Genomic DNA, 14,676 nt, shown 5'->3' with positions numbered 1-14,676 from the left:
CCTCTGCCCCCTGCCCCCGGTTCAGCTGCCTAGTTTGGCGTGGACTTCGTCCAGATCGACCGCGCCCAAAGGCATCTTGTTGTCGGGGTTGTCGAAATCGTAGCGGAACAGCTGAAAGTCTTTCTTGTAGATTTCCCATATCAGGTGGCGCGACAGGTCATCAAAATAGTCTGATACCGGGTGTGCCCGCTTGGGCCCGTGGCCCTCGCTTTCGTTGAATTTCGGGATATTTTTCAGATCCACCTTCTTCGGTGTCTTGATTGCGTCCAGAACGCTTTGCATGCCTTCATCGAACTTTTCGGTGAAAAAGATATTGTCGTAACGCCCACCGTTGACGATGAACGTTGAAATATGCCCCGACATTGCTGACCAGTGGATGTCCGGCTCCATCGGGCGGCGCCAGCGGATGGTATCGCGTGCGAACAACAAAAAGCGACGGAAGGATTTGATCTGGTCAAACTCAAAGTTGTCTTCGGGCGAGCCGACATCGATTCCGTATTTCTGCGCCAATTGTGGCACAAGGTTGCCGCGGTAGCGTTTGCCGTTGCGCTGTATCCCGGCGATCTTATCGAAAAATGACGATAGGATACGGTTGTAGGGGTTACGAACACAGGTGAAAGCGTAGGATTTGTGATGTTTCACGTTGTCTTCAATAATCGTCTGGCTGGCCTCATGCGACCATTTGTGCAGGCCGCTGGTAGCATCGTGAATGTCGCCGTCAAAGAACGTGCCGTGATCGGAATAAAACATGATCTGCCCGATGGACGAACAGGCGCATTTGGGAACCACACGGTAAAGCACGCTTTCGCTTTCCGTCATCCAGGTGCCGGGAAACCCCATAAAACTGACCTCCAACTGCCCAAGGTGTGGTGTTGCACCATCCGAGCGAGATAATTAGACCCTAAGAAGCAAAGAAACTATGTCTTTTCAACGATTGATGACGCTATCTAGCGGATAATAAATGGCAGGTCCCGGTAAACGTTTCCCAAATGGCAAAAATCGCCTTCATCTTGTTGTCACATAAGGACCCTGAAGGGGTCATTCTTCAGGCTGAACGGTTGACGGCCACGGGCGATTTTGTGGCGATCCATTTCGATGCACGGGCGAAACCGGCGGATTATGACAAGATCAGGGCGGCGCTGGCGGCGAATCCTTCGGTCACGTTCGCGCGCAAACGGCTGAAATGCGGCTGGGGCGAATGGAGCCTTGTGGCCGCGACATTGGAGGCGGTGAAGGCGGCGGTTGCGGCGTTTCCGGGTGCGACGCATTTTTACATGCTCTCAGGCGACTGCATGCCGATCAAGACGGCCGAGTTTGCACATCAGTTTCTGGATGCAGATGACGCAGACTATATCGAAAGTCATGACTACTTCAATTCGGACTGGATCAAGACAGGTTTCAAGGAAGAGCGGCTGATCTATCGCCACTGGTTCAATGAGCGTACGCACAAAGCCCTTTTTTATACCAGTTTCGAATGGCAACGGCGGCTAGGGCTGACGCGTGCCGTGCCTGCTGATGTGCAGATGATGATCGGGTCGCAGTGGTGGTGTCTGCGCCGCCGCACGGTTGAGTGGGTGTTGAAATTTTGCAAGGACCGCCCCGATGTGATGCGGTTTTTCCGCACCACCTGGATACCCGATGAGACGTTCTTTCAGACCGTCGTGCGCCATGTGGTGCCCGATAAAGAAATCCGCTCGCGGACGCTGACCTTTTTGATGTTCACCGACTATGGCATGCCGGTCACATTCTATAACGACCACCATGATTTGCTGCTGTCGCAAGATTATCTGTTTGCCCGCAAGATCAGCCCGGATGCCCAAGATCTGAAGACCCGTCTGGGTGCCCTCTGGGCCGAACAAGGTATCCGTTTTTCGATCTCGAACGAGGGGCGCAATCTTTTTGCGTTCCTAACCGGGCGTGGCCGGGTCGGGCGGCGCTTTGCCGCGCGATTCTGGGAAAGCGAGGCCAGCCTTGGCCGCGAGCGCACACTGATGATCGCAGTGTGCAAGAAATGGCACGTCGCGAAACGGCTGGTCGATCGGGTGCGATCGTTAACCGACATTCCCGCTGTCGAATATATGTTCCATGAGGCTGAAACACCCTTGCCCGATCTGGGCGGTATTCAGTCGACACTGGGCAAACGCAACCGACACCGGCGTGCACTGATGCGGATGCTGTTCGACTATCATCAAACCGACCGTCTGTTAATCTGCCTTGACCCCGCTGCGATCGACTTGATGCAGGATTTCACTGCCGACAAAGCGATGATCAAACTTCTTGAGATAGAGTGCGAATTCTCTGACCGGTATCTGTTGGGCCATGCACGCCGCGTGGGGCTGGCCGGTGAAAGCACACCACAAGACGTGATCAGCCGGTTGCTGCCAACAATTCGTCATGATCTGCGCTTTGAAAGTGATCGTATCAGGGATGCGGATTTCCCCCACACCTACCGGATGCGGCAGGTTGCAGAACCTGGCGAAAATGCCGCAATTCTGGCGCAATTTCTGGACATCAGCCCCGAGGTCGCGCAAGAAATAGCTTTAACCGATTATCTGTTTGTTGACTGAGGAGAGAATCCGATGGCCTATGTCTATGATCCCACCAATATCTTCGCCCGGATTCTGCGTGGTGAAATTCCCAACAACACGGTTTTGGAAACCGATCATACACTTGCGTTCCGCGATATCCAGCCCCAGGCTCCCGACCATATTCTGGTAATTCCAAAGGGGCCTTATGTTTGCCTTGATCATTTTGCGTTCGAAGCTTCGGATGCGGAACTTCTTGATTTCATTCGCACCTCTGGCGAAGTCTGCCGGATGCTGGGTATCCGCCCCGGCGAGGCTGGCGGAGGATATCGTGCCATAAGCAATGCGGGTGAAAATGGTGCGCAGGAGGTGCCGCATTATCATCTGCATATTCTTGCAGGTCGACCCCTGGGACGGATGCTAAACCCAGCCTGAAACGCCACGGCACAGCCCGCCCCGCGCGACTTTGCCGACCGGGGCCTCCGGCGGGAGTATTTTGGCCAAACAAAAACGCGGGCTTTTTTTTGGTAGAAATACTCCCCGCGCGGAGCGCATTCAGGAATGCGAGGTCAGCGCCACGAAAACCTCTTCCAGCCCCGGCTGCTCAGAGGCAACGTCACGGATACGCAGGCCGCTGGCGCGGATGGCGTCCAGCACCGCCTCGGCCCCGGTCTCAGAGCGTCGATAGTTGAAGGCCAGCCGCCCGTCTGGGCGGGCCTCCATGCTGACGCCATCCGGCAGCGGGATGGATACGGGCACCGGGCCTTCGGGTTCGACGACCAGCGCCTTGCCATCCATCCGCGCCAGCAGGCGGCGGGTGGTATCGCGCACAATCAGCGTGCCTTTGTCGATGATGGCGATTTCGTCGCACATCGCCTCGGCCTCTTCTAGGTAGTGGGTGGTCAGGATGATGGTCATACCCTGTTGGTTCAGCTTGCGCACATTGGCCCAAAGCATGGTGCGCAGTTCAATATCGACCCCGGCGGTGGGCTCATCCAACACCAGAATTTGCGGTCGGTGCACCAATGCCTTGGCCAGCAGCAACCGACGTTTCATCCCGCCCGACAGCGCGCGGGCATAGGCCTCGGACTGCGATGAAAGGCCGACAAGATCCAAAATCTCGTCCGTCCAGCGTTCGGATTTTGGCACACCATAAAGCCCGGCCTGCATTTCAAGCGCGGCGCGCGGGGTAAAGAACGGGTCCATGTTCAGCTCTTGTGGCATGACCCCGATGGCCGCGCGGCTTTGGCGGGGGTTCACGTCCTGATCGAAGCCCCAGATCGTCACCCGCCCTGCCGTTTTACGCACCAGCCCGGCCATGATGTTGATCAGCGTGGATTTGCCCGCGCCATTTGGTCCCAAAAGCCCAAAGATCGACCCGGCGGGTATGGCCAGATCGACACCTTTCAGCGCCTCTTTGGGTGCTTGCCGCCCACTCGCCGCATAGGTCTTGCGCAGACCTTCAATGTTGATCGCTTGCCGTTCCACCTTGCCCACCCGCGTCCAATCGCTATCATGCGCCTGACTTAAAGCGCGGATTGCGCGCCACCACAAGCAAGCCCGGAGATTGCCATGACCATAACCGCCCCAGAAACCCAGATCGTCACCAGCTGGAAGGTGGCCTGCGATGGCGGCGAAGGGGCGCTGGGGCATCCGCGCGTCTGGCTTACAATCCCTCGGGATACCGGCTTTATAGAATGTGGCTATTGCGACAAGCGCTTTGAGATCGACCGCGAGCATGCGCACGGCGATCACTGATCAATCTGCCGGTTTGGCACCGCAATACCCCCGCGCCCGGCAGGGATAACGCCTGAGGGAGGGCGAGACATGAGCTTTGGCAAAGGGTGCCATCTGCACCTGATCGACGGTTCGGCCTTCATCTTTCGGGCCTATCACGCGCTGCCGCCGCTGACGCGCAAATCCGATGGTTTGCCGATTGGCGCCGTGGCGGGTTTTGCCAATATGATCTTCAAATATATCGGGGATGCAAAGGGAGACGATGCGCCCACCCATGCGGCGGTGATTTTTGATCACAGCTCCAAAACCTTTCGCAACGATATCTACCCCGCCTACAAGGCCAACCGCCCCGACCTGCCCGAGGATCTGCGGCCTCAATTCCCGCTGACCCGCGATGCCACCCGCGCCTTCAATATCGCCAGTGTCGAGGTTGAGGATTACGAGGCGGATGACATCATCGCCACGCTGTCGCGCCAGGCGCGCGAGGCGGGGGGGCGGGTCACGATCATCTCGTCCGACAAGGATTTGATGCAGTTGGTTGGCGGCGGCGTCGAGATGCTGGACGCGATGAAGAATCTGCGGATTGGCCCGGACCAAGTGGTGGAAAAATTTGGTGTCGGCCCGGATCGGGTGGTGGATGTGCAGGCGCTGGCGGGCGATTCGGTTGACAATGTGCCGGGCGCGCCGGGGATCGGGATCAAGACCGCCGCTTTGCTGATCAACGAATATGGCGACCTTGATACGCTTTTGGCGCGCGCGGAAGAGATCAAGCAGCCCAAACGCCGCGCGGCCCTGATTGACAACGAGGAACAAATTCGCGTTTCGCGCCGGTTGGTGCAGTTGGACGCCGAAACGCCGCTGGATTTCACGCTGAGCGATCTGGAGGTGAAAGAGCCCGACCCCGCTGTGCTGATGGAATTTCTGAACCTGATGGAATTTCGCACCCTGACCAAACGGGTGGCCGATAAATTCGGCGCCGAAATTCCTCTTGATGCGCCAAAGCCGGTTGTCGAAGGGGCCGCCGCTCAGCCCGTGGCCGTGCCTTTTGATGCCGCCGCCTATGTCTGCATCCGCGATGCGGCCACGCTGACTGAATGGCTTGATTGCGCGCGCGCGCGTGGCTGGGTTGCGGTCGACACCGAAACCACCAGCCTGGATGAGATGAAGGCCGAACTGGTCGGTGTGTCGCTGTGCGTTGAGGCCGGGCGCGCCGCCTATTTGCCGCTGGGCCACACTTTGGGTGGCGACGATCTGTTTGGCGCATCGGAAAAGGCGCCGGGGCAGATGCCCCTGGAGGAGGCGCTGGCGCTGCTCAAACCCGTGCTAGAGGACGACAGCATCCTTAAAATCGGGCAAAACATGAAGTATGACTTCAAGATATTCGCCCGCCACGGTATTCGCGTGGGGCCGTTCGATGACACGATGCTGATGTCATACGCGATGCATGCGGGTCTGCATGGTCACGGAATGGACGCGCTGAGCGACAAATATCTGGCGCACCCGACGATTCCGATCAAATCCCTGCTGGGAGGCGGAAAATCCGCAATCACCTTTGACAAGGTGCCGGTTGATGAGGCGGTGAAATACGCCGCCGAGGATGCGGACGTAACCTTGCGGCTGTGGCAACGGTTCAAGCCGCAATTGCACCGCGCGCAGGTCACAACGGTTTATGAAACGCTTGAGCGGCCCCTGGTGCCGGTTCTGGCCGATATGGAAATGGCGGGTGTGCGGGTGGATGCGGCCACGCTGTCGCGTATGTCCAACGTTTTTGCGCAGCGTATGGCAGCGCTGGAGGCCGAGATCCATGACTTGGCCGGACAGACCTTCAACGTCGGCAGCCCCAAGCAGTTGGGCGAGATCCTGTTTGACAAGATGTCCTTGCCCGGTGGCGAAAAGGGCAAGACCGGCGCTTATGCAACCGGCGCCGATGTGTTGGAGGATCTGGCGGCCGAGGGGCACGATCTGCCCGCCCGTGTGCTGGATTGGCGCCAGCTTTCCAAGTTGAAATCAACCTATACCGATGCGCTGCAAACCCATGTGAACGCGCAAACCGGGCGGGTTCATACCTCGTATTCGATCGCGGGGGCCAACACCGGGCGGCTGGCCTCGACCGACCCGAACCTGCAAAACATCCCTGTGCGATCAGACGAAGGGCGCCGGATCCGCGAGGCGTTTGTAGCGGGGCCGGGGATGAAGATTGTCAGCCTTGACTATAGTCAGATTGAGCTGCGGATATTGGCCCATGTCGCGGATATTCCGGCGTTGAAACAGGCGTTCCGCGACGGGGTGGACATTCACGCGATGACGGCATCCGAGATGTTCAACGTGCCGCTGGATGAGATGACGCCCGAGGTTCGCCGTCAGGCGAAGGCGATCAACTTTGGCGTGATCTATGGGATTTCGGGCTTTGGCCTGGCGCGCAACCTGCGCATCCCGCGCGCCGAAGCGCAGGGATTTATCGACCGTTACTTTGAACGTTTCCCCGGTATCCGCGGCTATATGGACAACACCATCGCGTTTGCCAAAGACCACGGCTATGTGCAAACCCTGTTTGGCCGCAAGATCAACACCCCTGAGATCAACGCCAAAGGCCCCGGTGCGGGCTTTGCCAAACGCGCCGCGATCAATGCCCCGATCCAGGGGGCGGCGGCTGATATCATCCGCCGCGCCATGGTGCGGATGCCTGCCGCCATTATTGATCTGCCCGCACGAATGCTGCTTCAGGTGCATGACGAGTTGATCTTTGAGGTGGAAGAGGGCGCCGTGGCCGATCTGACCGCCGCCGCCCGCGAGGTGATGGAAAACGCGGCCACCCCGGCAGTGCATCTGACGGTGCCGTTGGTGGTTGATGCGGGGGCAGGTGACAATTGGGCAGAGGCGCACTAGGGTGCCAGGGCAGGAGCCTCCGGCGGGAGTATTTGGGCCAAACAAAAGCTGCTTTCGGATAGGCTGATGAAACGCTGGAGGGCGGAGTGCACGATCTGGCAAAGGTAATTCATGCCACATGACCATCATCACCCTGGCCACACGTCGGCGCATCGCCATACGCATGGGCTGAGTGCGGCATCGGGGGACCGGCGGGTCGCCTTTGCGGTGGCGGTCAATATCGCGCTGACGGTGGCGCAGATCATTGGCGGGCTGATTGCCGGGTCAATGGCGTTGATTGCGGATGGGGTTCATAACTTTTCCGACGCGATGTCGCTGGTGCTGGCCTTTGGCGCGCGCAAATTGGCGCGGCGCGGGGCCGATGCGCGGATGAGTTATGGGTGGGCGCGGGCCGAGATTGTGGCGGCGTTGATCAATTATGTGACGCTGGTGATCATTTCCCTTTGGCTTGCCGTGGAGGCGATTGGCCGCCTGGCCAGCCCGCCTGAGGTTGCGGGCTGGATCGTGGTCTGGCTGGCGGGGTTGGCGTTGGCGATTGATCTGGCGACCGCCGCGCTGACTTGGCGGCTGTCAAAGGACAGCATGAATATACGGGCGGCGTTTTTGCATAATCTGGCCGATGCCGGGGCCTCGGTGGCGGTGATTGTCGGCGGCGCGTTGATCCTGCTTTACGATTGGCGTTTGGTTGATCCGCTGCTGACGCTGGGGATTTCGGCGTTCATCCTGTGGCATGTGGCCGCCGAGTTGATGCCGGTATTGCGGATTTTGATGCTGGGGGCGCCGGACGGCCTGACCGCGGCGTCGGTTGAGGCGTGTATTCTTGGCGTTCGGGGTGTAGAGGGGGTTCACCACCTGCACCTGTGGCAGATTGATGAGGCGCGAAATGCGGTTTCCGCGCATCTGGTGCTGGCTGAGGGGGCTGACTTTGCCGAGGCAATCCGCGCGGCCAAAACCGTGCTGGCCGAGGAGTTGGGCCTGACCCACGCGACCTTTGAGGTGGAGACCCGCGCCGGCGGTTGCGCCGATCAGACGGCAATCGGTTAGGGCTATTCGCGCCAGTGATCTTCTACCCATGACGTGGGCCTTATGAAATGGCGCAGGTAGCGCCAGGCCGAGCCTTGGGCGTGATTGCGCTGCCGCACGCCTTTGATGTGCTGCCACAGGCTGATGCCTTCGCGGCCGTGCCAGCCGCCACGGATCGCGTGTTCAGGGTGTAGTCCACCCGGAAAGATGACGATCTTGCAGCCTTTGGGCAGGCGCGGCGTCAAGAACCAGTTCAGCGGAAAGCCGTGCATGCATTGATAGCGAAAATGACGCACCCAGGCCTTGGGGAACAGGTCAATGCCACCGGGGGCGTTGCGGGTTACGAAACGCTGCTCAAAACGGTATTCATCAGCCACTGCCTGCGGGTCGGCGCGGAATTTTTCCTGAAGCGGCAGAAGTTTACCCACCGGAAACCGAAAGACCGAGGTTTGCCCAAGGCGTTCAAACGGTTTGGCGGGGTTGCGCGCCAAAACCACCTGATCGGGGTCGCCAAAAGTGAAGAAATCGTCAAGGTTGCCGGTAATGACCAGATCCAGATCCAGGAACAGGACTGGCCCGGTCAGGGTGCCAAGGGTTGGCCCCCAAAGACGGGCCTTGGGCCAGATGCCCTTGGTGTTGACTGGCATTGTCACGTCAAGCGGCGGAAGGGGTTGGCAGTCAATCTCGGGGCGCAGGCCATCGGCGTTATCGGTAAAACAGGTAAAGCTGAACGGTGGGGTGATATTGCGCGCAACCATCGCATAGAGCCGATTGATGAAGCGGGGGCCGTATTTCGTGCCCCAGTTGATGCAGATGATCTGCTTTTTCACCCAAGCTACCCCTTTTATGCCTTCGCCTCTGTTAGCCAGCCCAGGCCCTCTTTGGTGGTGCGGGCGGGGTTGTATTCTGCGCTGACAAAACCTGTGTAGCCGCCCGCGTCAAGACATTTGAAAAAGGCGGGGTAGTCAATATCGCCGCCACTGGGTTCGTGCCGCCCCGGCGCGCCTGCGATCTGGACATGGGTGGCGCGCGCCCGGTGTTTTTGCCAGGCTTCGGCGGCGCTGCCGGTCAGCATCTGCGCGTGATAGGCGTCAAATTGCAGGCCGAGGTTGGGGGCCGCGACCTCATCCAGTATCTCGGCGGCAAGGTCGAAATCCGACAGGAAGTAGCCGGGCATGTCGACCGGGTTCAGCGGCTCGATCGTCAGGTTGCGCGTTGGGGCGCGTTGTGCCGCCCAACGCAGGTTTTTTACATAGGTGGCACGGGCCACCGCCCCGCTGGCGCGCCCGGACATGATGTGGATGTGGTGGGGGTTCAGCACATCGGCAAAGCGCAACGCGCGTTCAAAATCGTGGCGAAAGCGGGTTTCTGCGCCCGGAACGGCGGCAAAACCCCGGTCACCCGCGGCCCAGTTGGGGGGCGGCACGTTCAGCAGCACAAAGGTCAGGCCATTCTCAACCAGTCTGGCGCGCATTTCCTGTGCGGAGAACTCGTAGGGAAACAGCACCTCGACCGCATCGAACCCGGCCTCTTTCGCAGCCTTGAAACGCGCCATGAAGGGGTGTTCGGTGAACAGGAAGGTCAGGTTTGCGGCGAACCTTGGCATCAAGGCAGCTCGGTCATGGGGATGATCGGAAAGAAGGTGCCGGCGGACCAAAGGCCCAGCCAATCCTCGCCCTGATGGGGGGCGTGGCTGGCGATGTCGATCAGGCGGTAAAAAGTCTTGCGGTCAATCCGGGCTTCCAGCCCGCGGCGAATATGGACATAGGGGCTGGGTTCGCCGGTAGCGTCGCGGGTGACGCGCAGCGGATTATCGGCGCTGGCGGTGACGGTGTCGCCCACATTGGTGGTGAAGGTCAGGGTCTGCGTCGGGCCTGCGCCCGTAGCCTCGGCATCGACGGCGATGAAGGGCACATCGGCCACGCGGATGCCGACCTTTTCCACCGGGGTGACCAGAAAGTAGCTATCCCCCTCGCGTTTGAGGATCGAGGCGAAGAGCCGCACCAATGGTTGCCGCCCGATGGGTGTGCCAAGATAGAACCATGTCCCGTCACGACGAATTTCCATATCGAGGTCGCCGCAAAACGCTGGATTCCACAAATGCACGGGGGGCGGGCCCTTCTTGGTTGCGGCCGTCGCGGCGGCTGCCAGCCCCTCGGCCGAGGGCTTCACGTTCTTTTGTGGGGGGGGTGTTTGTGCCATTGGGTCTTTGCCATTGGTGATCGTGGGGTTATCTGCTTTGACTGTAGTATAGCGAAGATGGAGCCGTTGTCATGACCGAGCCTGCCGAATTGATTGCTGAGATTGAACGCCTTGGTGAAAAGCTGGCGGCGGCGCGGGCGTCCATTGACCGGCGCTTTATCGGGCAAGAGCGGGTGGTAGAGCTGGTTTTGGCCGCGCTTTTGTCAGGTGGGCATGGGCTTTTGGTGGGGCTGCCCGGTCTGGGCAAGACGATGCTGGTGGATACGCTGGCCACGGTGATGGGCCTCAAATCCAGCCGGATCCAGTTTACGCCCGACCTGATGCCCGCCGATATTCTGGGGTCCGAGGTGCTGGAAACGTCGGCTGACGGCAGCCGCGCCTTTCGATTCATCGAAGGGCCGGTGTTTTGCCAGCTGCTGATGGCCGATGAGATCAACCGCGCCAGCCCGCGCACCCAGTCGGCGCTGCTGCAAGCGATGCAGGAACGCGAGGTGACGGTGGCGGGCGTGCACAGGCCGCTTGGTCAGCCCTTTCATGTGCTGGCGACCCAGAACCCGATCGAGCAGGAAGGCACCTACCCGCTGCCCGAAGCGCAGTTGGACCGGTTCCTTGTTCAGATCGACGTCGATTATCCGACCCGCGCGACCGAGCGTGACATTTTGCTGGCCACCACGGGCGCCGAAATCAGCACCGCGCATCAGGTGTTCACTGCAGATGAGCTGATTGCGGCGCAGGCGCTGGTGCGGCGAATGCCGGTGGGCGATGCGGTGGTTGAGCTGATTTTGGATCTGGTGCGCGCCTGCCGCCCCGGCGAACCCGAGACGCTGGCAACCGTGCAAGACGCCGTTGCCTGGGGGCCGGGGCCGCGGGCGGCGCAGGCCTTGATGCTGATGGCCCGGGCGCGGGCGCTGCTTCAGGGGCGGTTTGCACCCTCGGCCGAGGATGTGCTGGCGCTGGCCCGCCCGGTGCTGACCCATCGGATGGCGCTGTCGTTCGCGGCACGGGCGCGGGGCGAAACGCTGGCCGGGGTCATTGCCCATGTCGCCGCCGAGGTCACCCAAGGCGAGGCTGCGGCGTGACCCAGCGGCCCGCCATCGACACGGCCCTAGCCCTTCGCCGCGAAGGCGAGGCGGCGGCCAGTAGCCTGCCGCCACTGCTGGTTGCGGCCGAGCATCTGGCATCGACCGTGCAGATGGGGGGGCATGGCCGTCGCCGTGCGGGCGCGGGGGCCGAGTTTTGGCAGTTCCGCCCCGCCCATGAGGGCGATGAGGCGCGTCTGATCGACTGGCGCCGCTCGGCGCGGTCGGATTTGCAGATCATCCGTGACCGGGAATGGCAGGCGGCGCAATCGGTGCATCTGTGGGTTGATGATGCGGCGTCGATGCAGTTTTCGGGGGCGAAGGCCCGGCCCGAAAAATCGGCCCGCGCGCGGCTGCTGGCGCTGGCGCTGGCGGTGCTGATGATCCGCGCTGGTGAACGGGTGGGGCTTGCGGGGCCATTGGCGCCCCCCCGCCCGGGCAAGGCGCAATTGATGCAACTGGCGGCGCTGCTTTCGGCGGAAGGCGCGGGCGCGGATTATGGTGTGCCCGAGGCATCGGCAATCATAGCGCGGTCGCGCGCGGTGTTCATGTCGGACTTCATGGGCGATCCGGGGCCGGTGCAATCGGCGTTGGGGGCGCTGGCTGACCGGGGTGTCAATGGCGTGATGCTGCAGGTTCTGGATCCGGTCGAGGAAGAGTTTCCCTTTGACGGGCGCACGATCTTTGAAAGCATCGGTGGCACGTTGCGCTATGAGACGCGACAGGCGGGCGATTTGCGAAGCCGTTACCGCGACCGTCTGGCGGAAAGGCGGGCGCTGCTGGCGTCGCTTGCCCGGTCGGCGGGGTGGCAATTTTCGACCCATCACACGGGTGAATCCGCCCAAGCGGCGCTGCTATGGCTTTATGCCGCGCTGGAAAGGCGGCGCTGATGTGGGCGATTGGCCCCATTGGGTTTGCCTCGCCCCTGCTGTTGCTGGGGCTGATCGCGCTGCCGATCCTGTGGATATTGCTGCGTGCGGTGCCACCTGCGCCAATCCGGCGGCGGTTTCCGGGTGTGGCGCTGCTGCTGGGCCTGACCGATGAGGCGGTGCAGGCTGACCGCACGCCATGGTGGCTTTTGGCGCTACGGATCGCGGCGTTGGCGGCGGCGATTATCGGATTTGCCGGGCCAGTGCTGAACCCGGTGGTGCAGGTCAGCGGCATGGGGCCCCTGGTGATCTTGGAAGACGGCAGTTGGGCCTCGGCCCGCGACTGGCCGCGCCGGGTGGAAAGGATACGTCAGGCCCTGACCGAGGCGGCGCAGGCGGGCCGCCCCGTGGCCGTTCTGGCGCTGACCGATCTGCCCGCCGATCCCCCGGTTTTTGGCCCCGCCGACGCGGCCGAAGCCGCCTTGCCCGGCCTTGCCCCCAAACCGTGGGAGCCGATGGCGGCTGACCCCGGTCAGGTGCTGCCTGAGGGGCGGTTTGAAACGCTCTGGCTGTCGGATGGGGTGGCGCGGCCTTCGCGCGCACCGCTTTTGGCGGCGCTTGAGGCACGCGGGGCGGTGCGGATCTGGCAGCCCGGCAGCCCAGTGCTGGCCCTGGGTCCGGCGCGTTTTGCTGAGGGTGCGCTAAGGGTGCCGGTGCTGCGTGCAGGCCCCGCCGAAGCGGTTGAGGTGGTGGCGATGGGGCTTGATCCGAACGGCGTGGACCGCGACCTTGCCCGCGTCACCGTGCCCTTCGAGGGTGCCGATCAGGCCGAGGCGGTGTTTGACCTGCCGCCCGAACTGCGCAACCGCATCGCCCGGTTCGAACTGGCCGGAACCCGCACCGCCGGGGCCGTTTCGCTGACCGACGACGCCGTAAAACGCCGCAAGGTGGCGCTGATCGCGGGCAGTTCCGCGCGCGAGGGGTTGGAACTGCTGGCGCCCACGCATTACCTGCATCAGGCGCTGGCCCCCACCGCCGATATACTGGACGGCACGTTGGAAGATGTGCTGCTGGCCAAGCCCGATGTGGTCATTCTGGCCGATGTCGCAGAGGTGGCCGAGGCCGACCAACTGGCCGAATGGGTCGAGGAAGGCGGCGTGCTGATCCGCTTTGCCGGGCCCCGTCTGGCGGCGGCTGGCGCGGGCAACGATGCGCTCTTGCCGGTGCGGATCCGGGCCGGAGGCCGGTCTGTTGGCGGCCGGATGAGTTGGGGCGAGCCGCGCGGCCTCGCGCCCTTCCCCGATGGCTCGCCCTTCGCGGGGCTGGCTGTGCCCGAGGATGTGACGGTGCGCGCCCAGGTCTTGGCCGAACCCGCCCCGGAACTGGCCGACCGCACGATTGCCGCCCTGGCCGATGGCACGCCATTGGTCACGCGCGCCCGGCTGGGGCAGGGCTGGGTGGTGCTGTTTCATGTGACCGCCAATGCGGAATGGTCGTCGCTGCCCCTGTCGGGGCTGTTCGTGCAGATGCTGGAGCGGCTTTCCGTTGCCACGCGGCCCGCCGAAACGGGGGGCAAGGATCTGGCGGGGGTTACCTGGGTGCCCGAACGGCTGCTGACCGCGCAAGGCGCGCTGACCGACGCGGGTGAGGCGGCGGGCGTGGCTGGTGACGATCTGGCCAAGGCGCAACTGGGCCCGAAACTGCTGCCGGGGATTTACGGCGCGGGCGAAAGGCGCGTGGCGCTGAACGTGATCGCGCCCGACCGGGTTTTGGCCCCTGCGGTCTGGCCCGCGACCGTCGAGGTCGAAGGGGTCGAGGTGCCACGCGAAACCCCGCTGAAGGGCGCGCTGTTGGCGGCGGCGCTGCTGGCGCTGCTGGTTGATATTCTGGCCTCGCTTGCCGTATCGGGGCGGCTTCGGGGCGCGCGCGCTGGTGTGGTGGTTCTGGCGCTGCTGGCGCTGACCCCGAGGGCGCAGGCCGAAATGCCCGAGGCACGCGCGATCGAGGCGGCGTCAAACGTGGTGCTGGCCCATGTCATCACCGGCAACGCCGAGGTGGACCGGATCGCTGAGGCGGGGCTGCGCGGCCTGTCGGATGTGTTGTTCCGGCGCACGACGGTTGAACCATCAGTGCCCATGGCGGTGGATCTGGAAAGCGATGATCTGGCGCTTTTCACCTTTCTCTATTGGCCGGTGACGCCGGATCAACCCGCACCATCGCCCACCGCCTATGCGCGGCTCAACCGGTATCTGCGGTCGGGCGGTATGATCCTGTTTGACACGCGCGACGCCGATATCGCAGGCTTTGGCGCGGCCACGGAAACCGGGCGCCGGTTGCAGGCGCTGGCCGCACCGC

General features: G+C 62.2%; 13 protein-coding genes. 8 read left to right on the top strand and 5 right to left on the bottom strand.

All coding sequences use genetic code 11. The features are described from left to right. Positions 1-21: 21 nt before the first annotated feature. Positions 22-840, bottom strand: a complete 819-nt coding sequence (locus ACM62R_RS08435; RefSeq protein ID WP_415183636.1) for a sulfotransferase family protein — start codon at positions 838-840, stop codon at positions 22-24. A gap of 149 nt (positions 841-989) precedes the next feature. Between ACM62R_RS08435 and ACM62R_RS08430 the strand changes: the two genes are divergently transcribed. Continuing rightward, complete coding sequence (locus ACM62R_RS08430) at positions 990-2,567, top strand: DUF5928 domain-containing protein (protein ID WP_415183610.1); 1,578 nt, start codon at positions 990-992, stop codon at positions 2,565-2,567. A gap of 12 nt (positions 2,568-2,579) precedes the next feature. Further along, positions 2,580-2,960, top strand: a complete 381-nt coding sequence (locus ACM62R_RS08425) for an HIT domain-containing protein (protein ID WP_415183609.1) — start codon at positions 2,580-2,582, stop codon at positions 2,958-2,960. 120 nt (positions 2,961-3,080) lie between these two features. On the opposite strand, the gene ACM62R_RS08420 is transcribed toward ACM62R_RS08425, so the two are convergent. Continuing rightward, the gene (locus ACM62R_RS08420) at positions 3,081-4,013 is read right to left on the bottom strand and encodes an ABC transporter ATP-binding protein (protein WP_415183635.1); all 933 of its coding nucleotides are present in this window, start codon (positions 4,011-4,013) and stop codon (positions 3,081-3,083) included. Positions 4,014-4,097: 84 nt separating this feature from the next. Between ACM62R_RS08420 and ACM62R_RS08415 the strand changes: the two genes are divergently transcribed. From ACM62R_RS08415 to ACM62R_RS08405, 3 genes are all read left to right on the top strand, one after another. Continuing rightward, positions 4,098-4,283 carry a zinc-finger domain-containing protein gene (locus ACM62R_RS08415; RefSeq protein WP_415183608.1) on the top strand — a complete coding sequence of 62 codons (186 nt, stop codon included), beginning with the start codon at positions 4,098-4,100 and terminating at the stop codon, positions 4,281-4,283. Positions 4,284-4,352: 69 nt separating this feature from the next. After that, a complete protein-coding gene (gene polA / locus ACM62R_RS08410; protein ID WP_415183607.1) occupies positions 4,353-7,148 on the top strand; it encodes a DNA polymerase I in 2,796 nt (931 codons plus the stop codon). Between the two features lie 111 nt (positions 7,149-7,259). After that, positions 7,260-8,192, top strand: a complete 933-nt coding sequence (locus ACM62R_RS08405) for a cation diffusion facilitator family transporter (RefSeq protein ID WP_415183606.1) — start codon at positions 7,260-7,262, stop codon at positions 8,190-8,192. Positions 8,193-8,194: 2 nt separating this feature from the next. On the opposite strand, the gene ACM62R_RS08400 is transcribed toward ACM62R_RS08405, so the two are convergent. Genes ACM62R_RS08400 through ACM62R_RS08390 form a run of 3 tightly spaced genes read right to left on the bottom strand, consistent with a single transcriptional unit; the run spans position 8,195 to position 10,373 of the window. After that, positions 8,195-9,001 carry a glycosyl transferase gene (locus tag ACM62R_RS08400; protein ID WP_415183605.1) on the bottom strand — a complete coding sequence of 269 codons (807 nt, stop codon included), beginning with the start codon at positions 8,999-9,001 and terminating at the stop codon, positions 8,195-8,197. 14 nt (positions 9,002-9,015) lie between these two features. Further along, a complete protein-coding gene (locus ACM62R_RS08395) occupies positions 9,016-9,777 on the bottom strand; it encodes a hydroxypyruvate isomerase family protein (RefSeq protein ID WP_415183604.1) in 762 nt (253 codons plus the stop codon). Next, entirely contained in the window at positions 9,777-10,373 is a 597-nt protein-coding gene (locus tag ACM62R_RS08390; protein WP_415183603.1) for a DUF1285 domain-containing protein, read from the bottom strand. Before ACM62R_RS08390 ends, ACM62R_RS08395 begins: the two co-directional genes overlap by 1 nt. Before the next feature lie 71 nt (positions 10,374-10,444). Between ACM62R_RS08390 and ACM62R_RS08385 the strand changes: the two genes are divergently transcribed. The 3 genes from ACM62R_RS08385 to ACM62R_RS08375 form a co-directional block, all read left to right on the top strand. Continuing rightward, complete coding sequence (locus ACM62R_RS08385) at positions 10,445-11,452, top strand: AAA family ATPase (RefSeq protein ID WP_415183602.1); 1,008 nt, start codon at positions 10,445-10,447, stop codon at positions 11,450-11,452. Next, positions 11,449-12,342: a DUF58 domain-containing protein gene (locus ACM62R_RS08380; protein ID WP_415183601.1), complete on the top strand. Its 894-nt coding sequence runs from the start codon at positions 11,449-11,451 to the stop codon at positions 12,340-12,342. Before ACM62R_RS08385 ends, ACM62R_RS08380 begins: the two co-directional genes overlap by 4 nt. Continuing rightward, on the top strand, positions 12,342-14,676 hold a 2,335-nt coding region (locus tag ACM62R_RS08375), incomplete at its 3' end, for a DUF4159 domain-containing protein (RefSeq protein WP_415183600.1). The genes ACM62R_RS08380 and ACM62R_RS08375, both read left to right, overlap by 1 nt.

The organism is Phaeovulum sp., assembly GCF_047638075.1.
Lineage (GTDB): Bacteria > Pseudomonadota > Alphaproteobacteria > Rhodobacterales > Rhodobacteraceae > UBA6197.
Note: the sequence above shows the minus strand (reverse complement) of the source record. Positions and strands in the feature narration are given on the sequence as shown.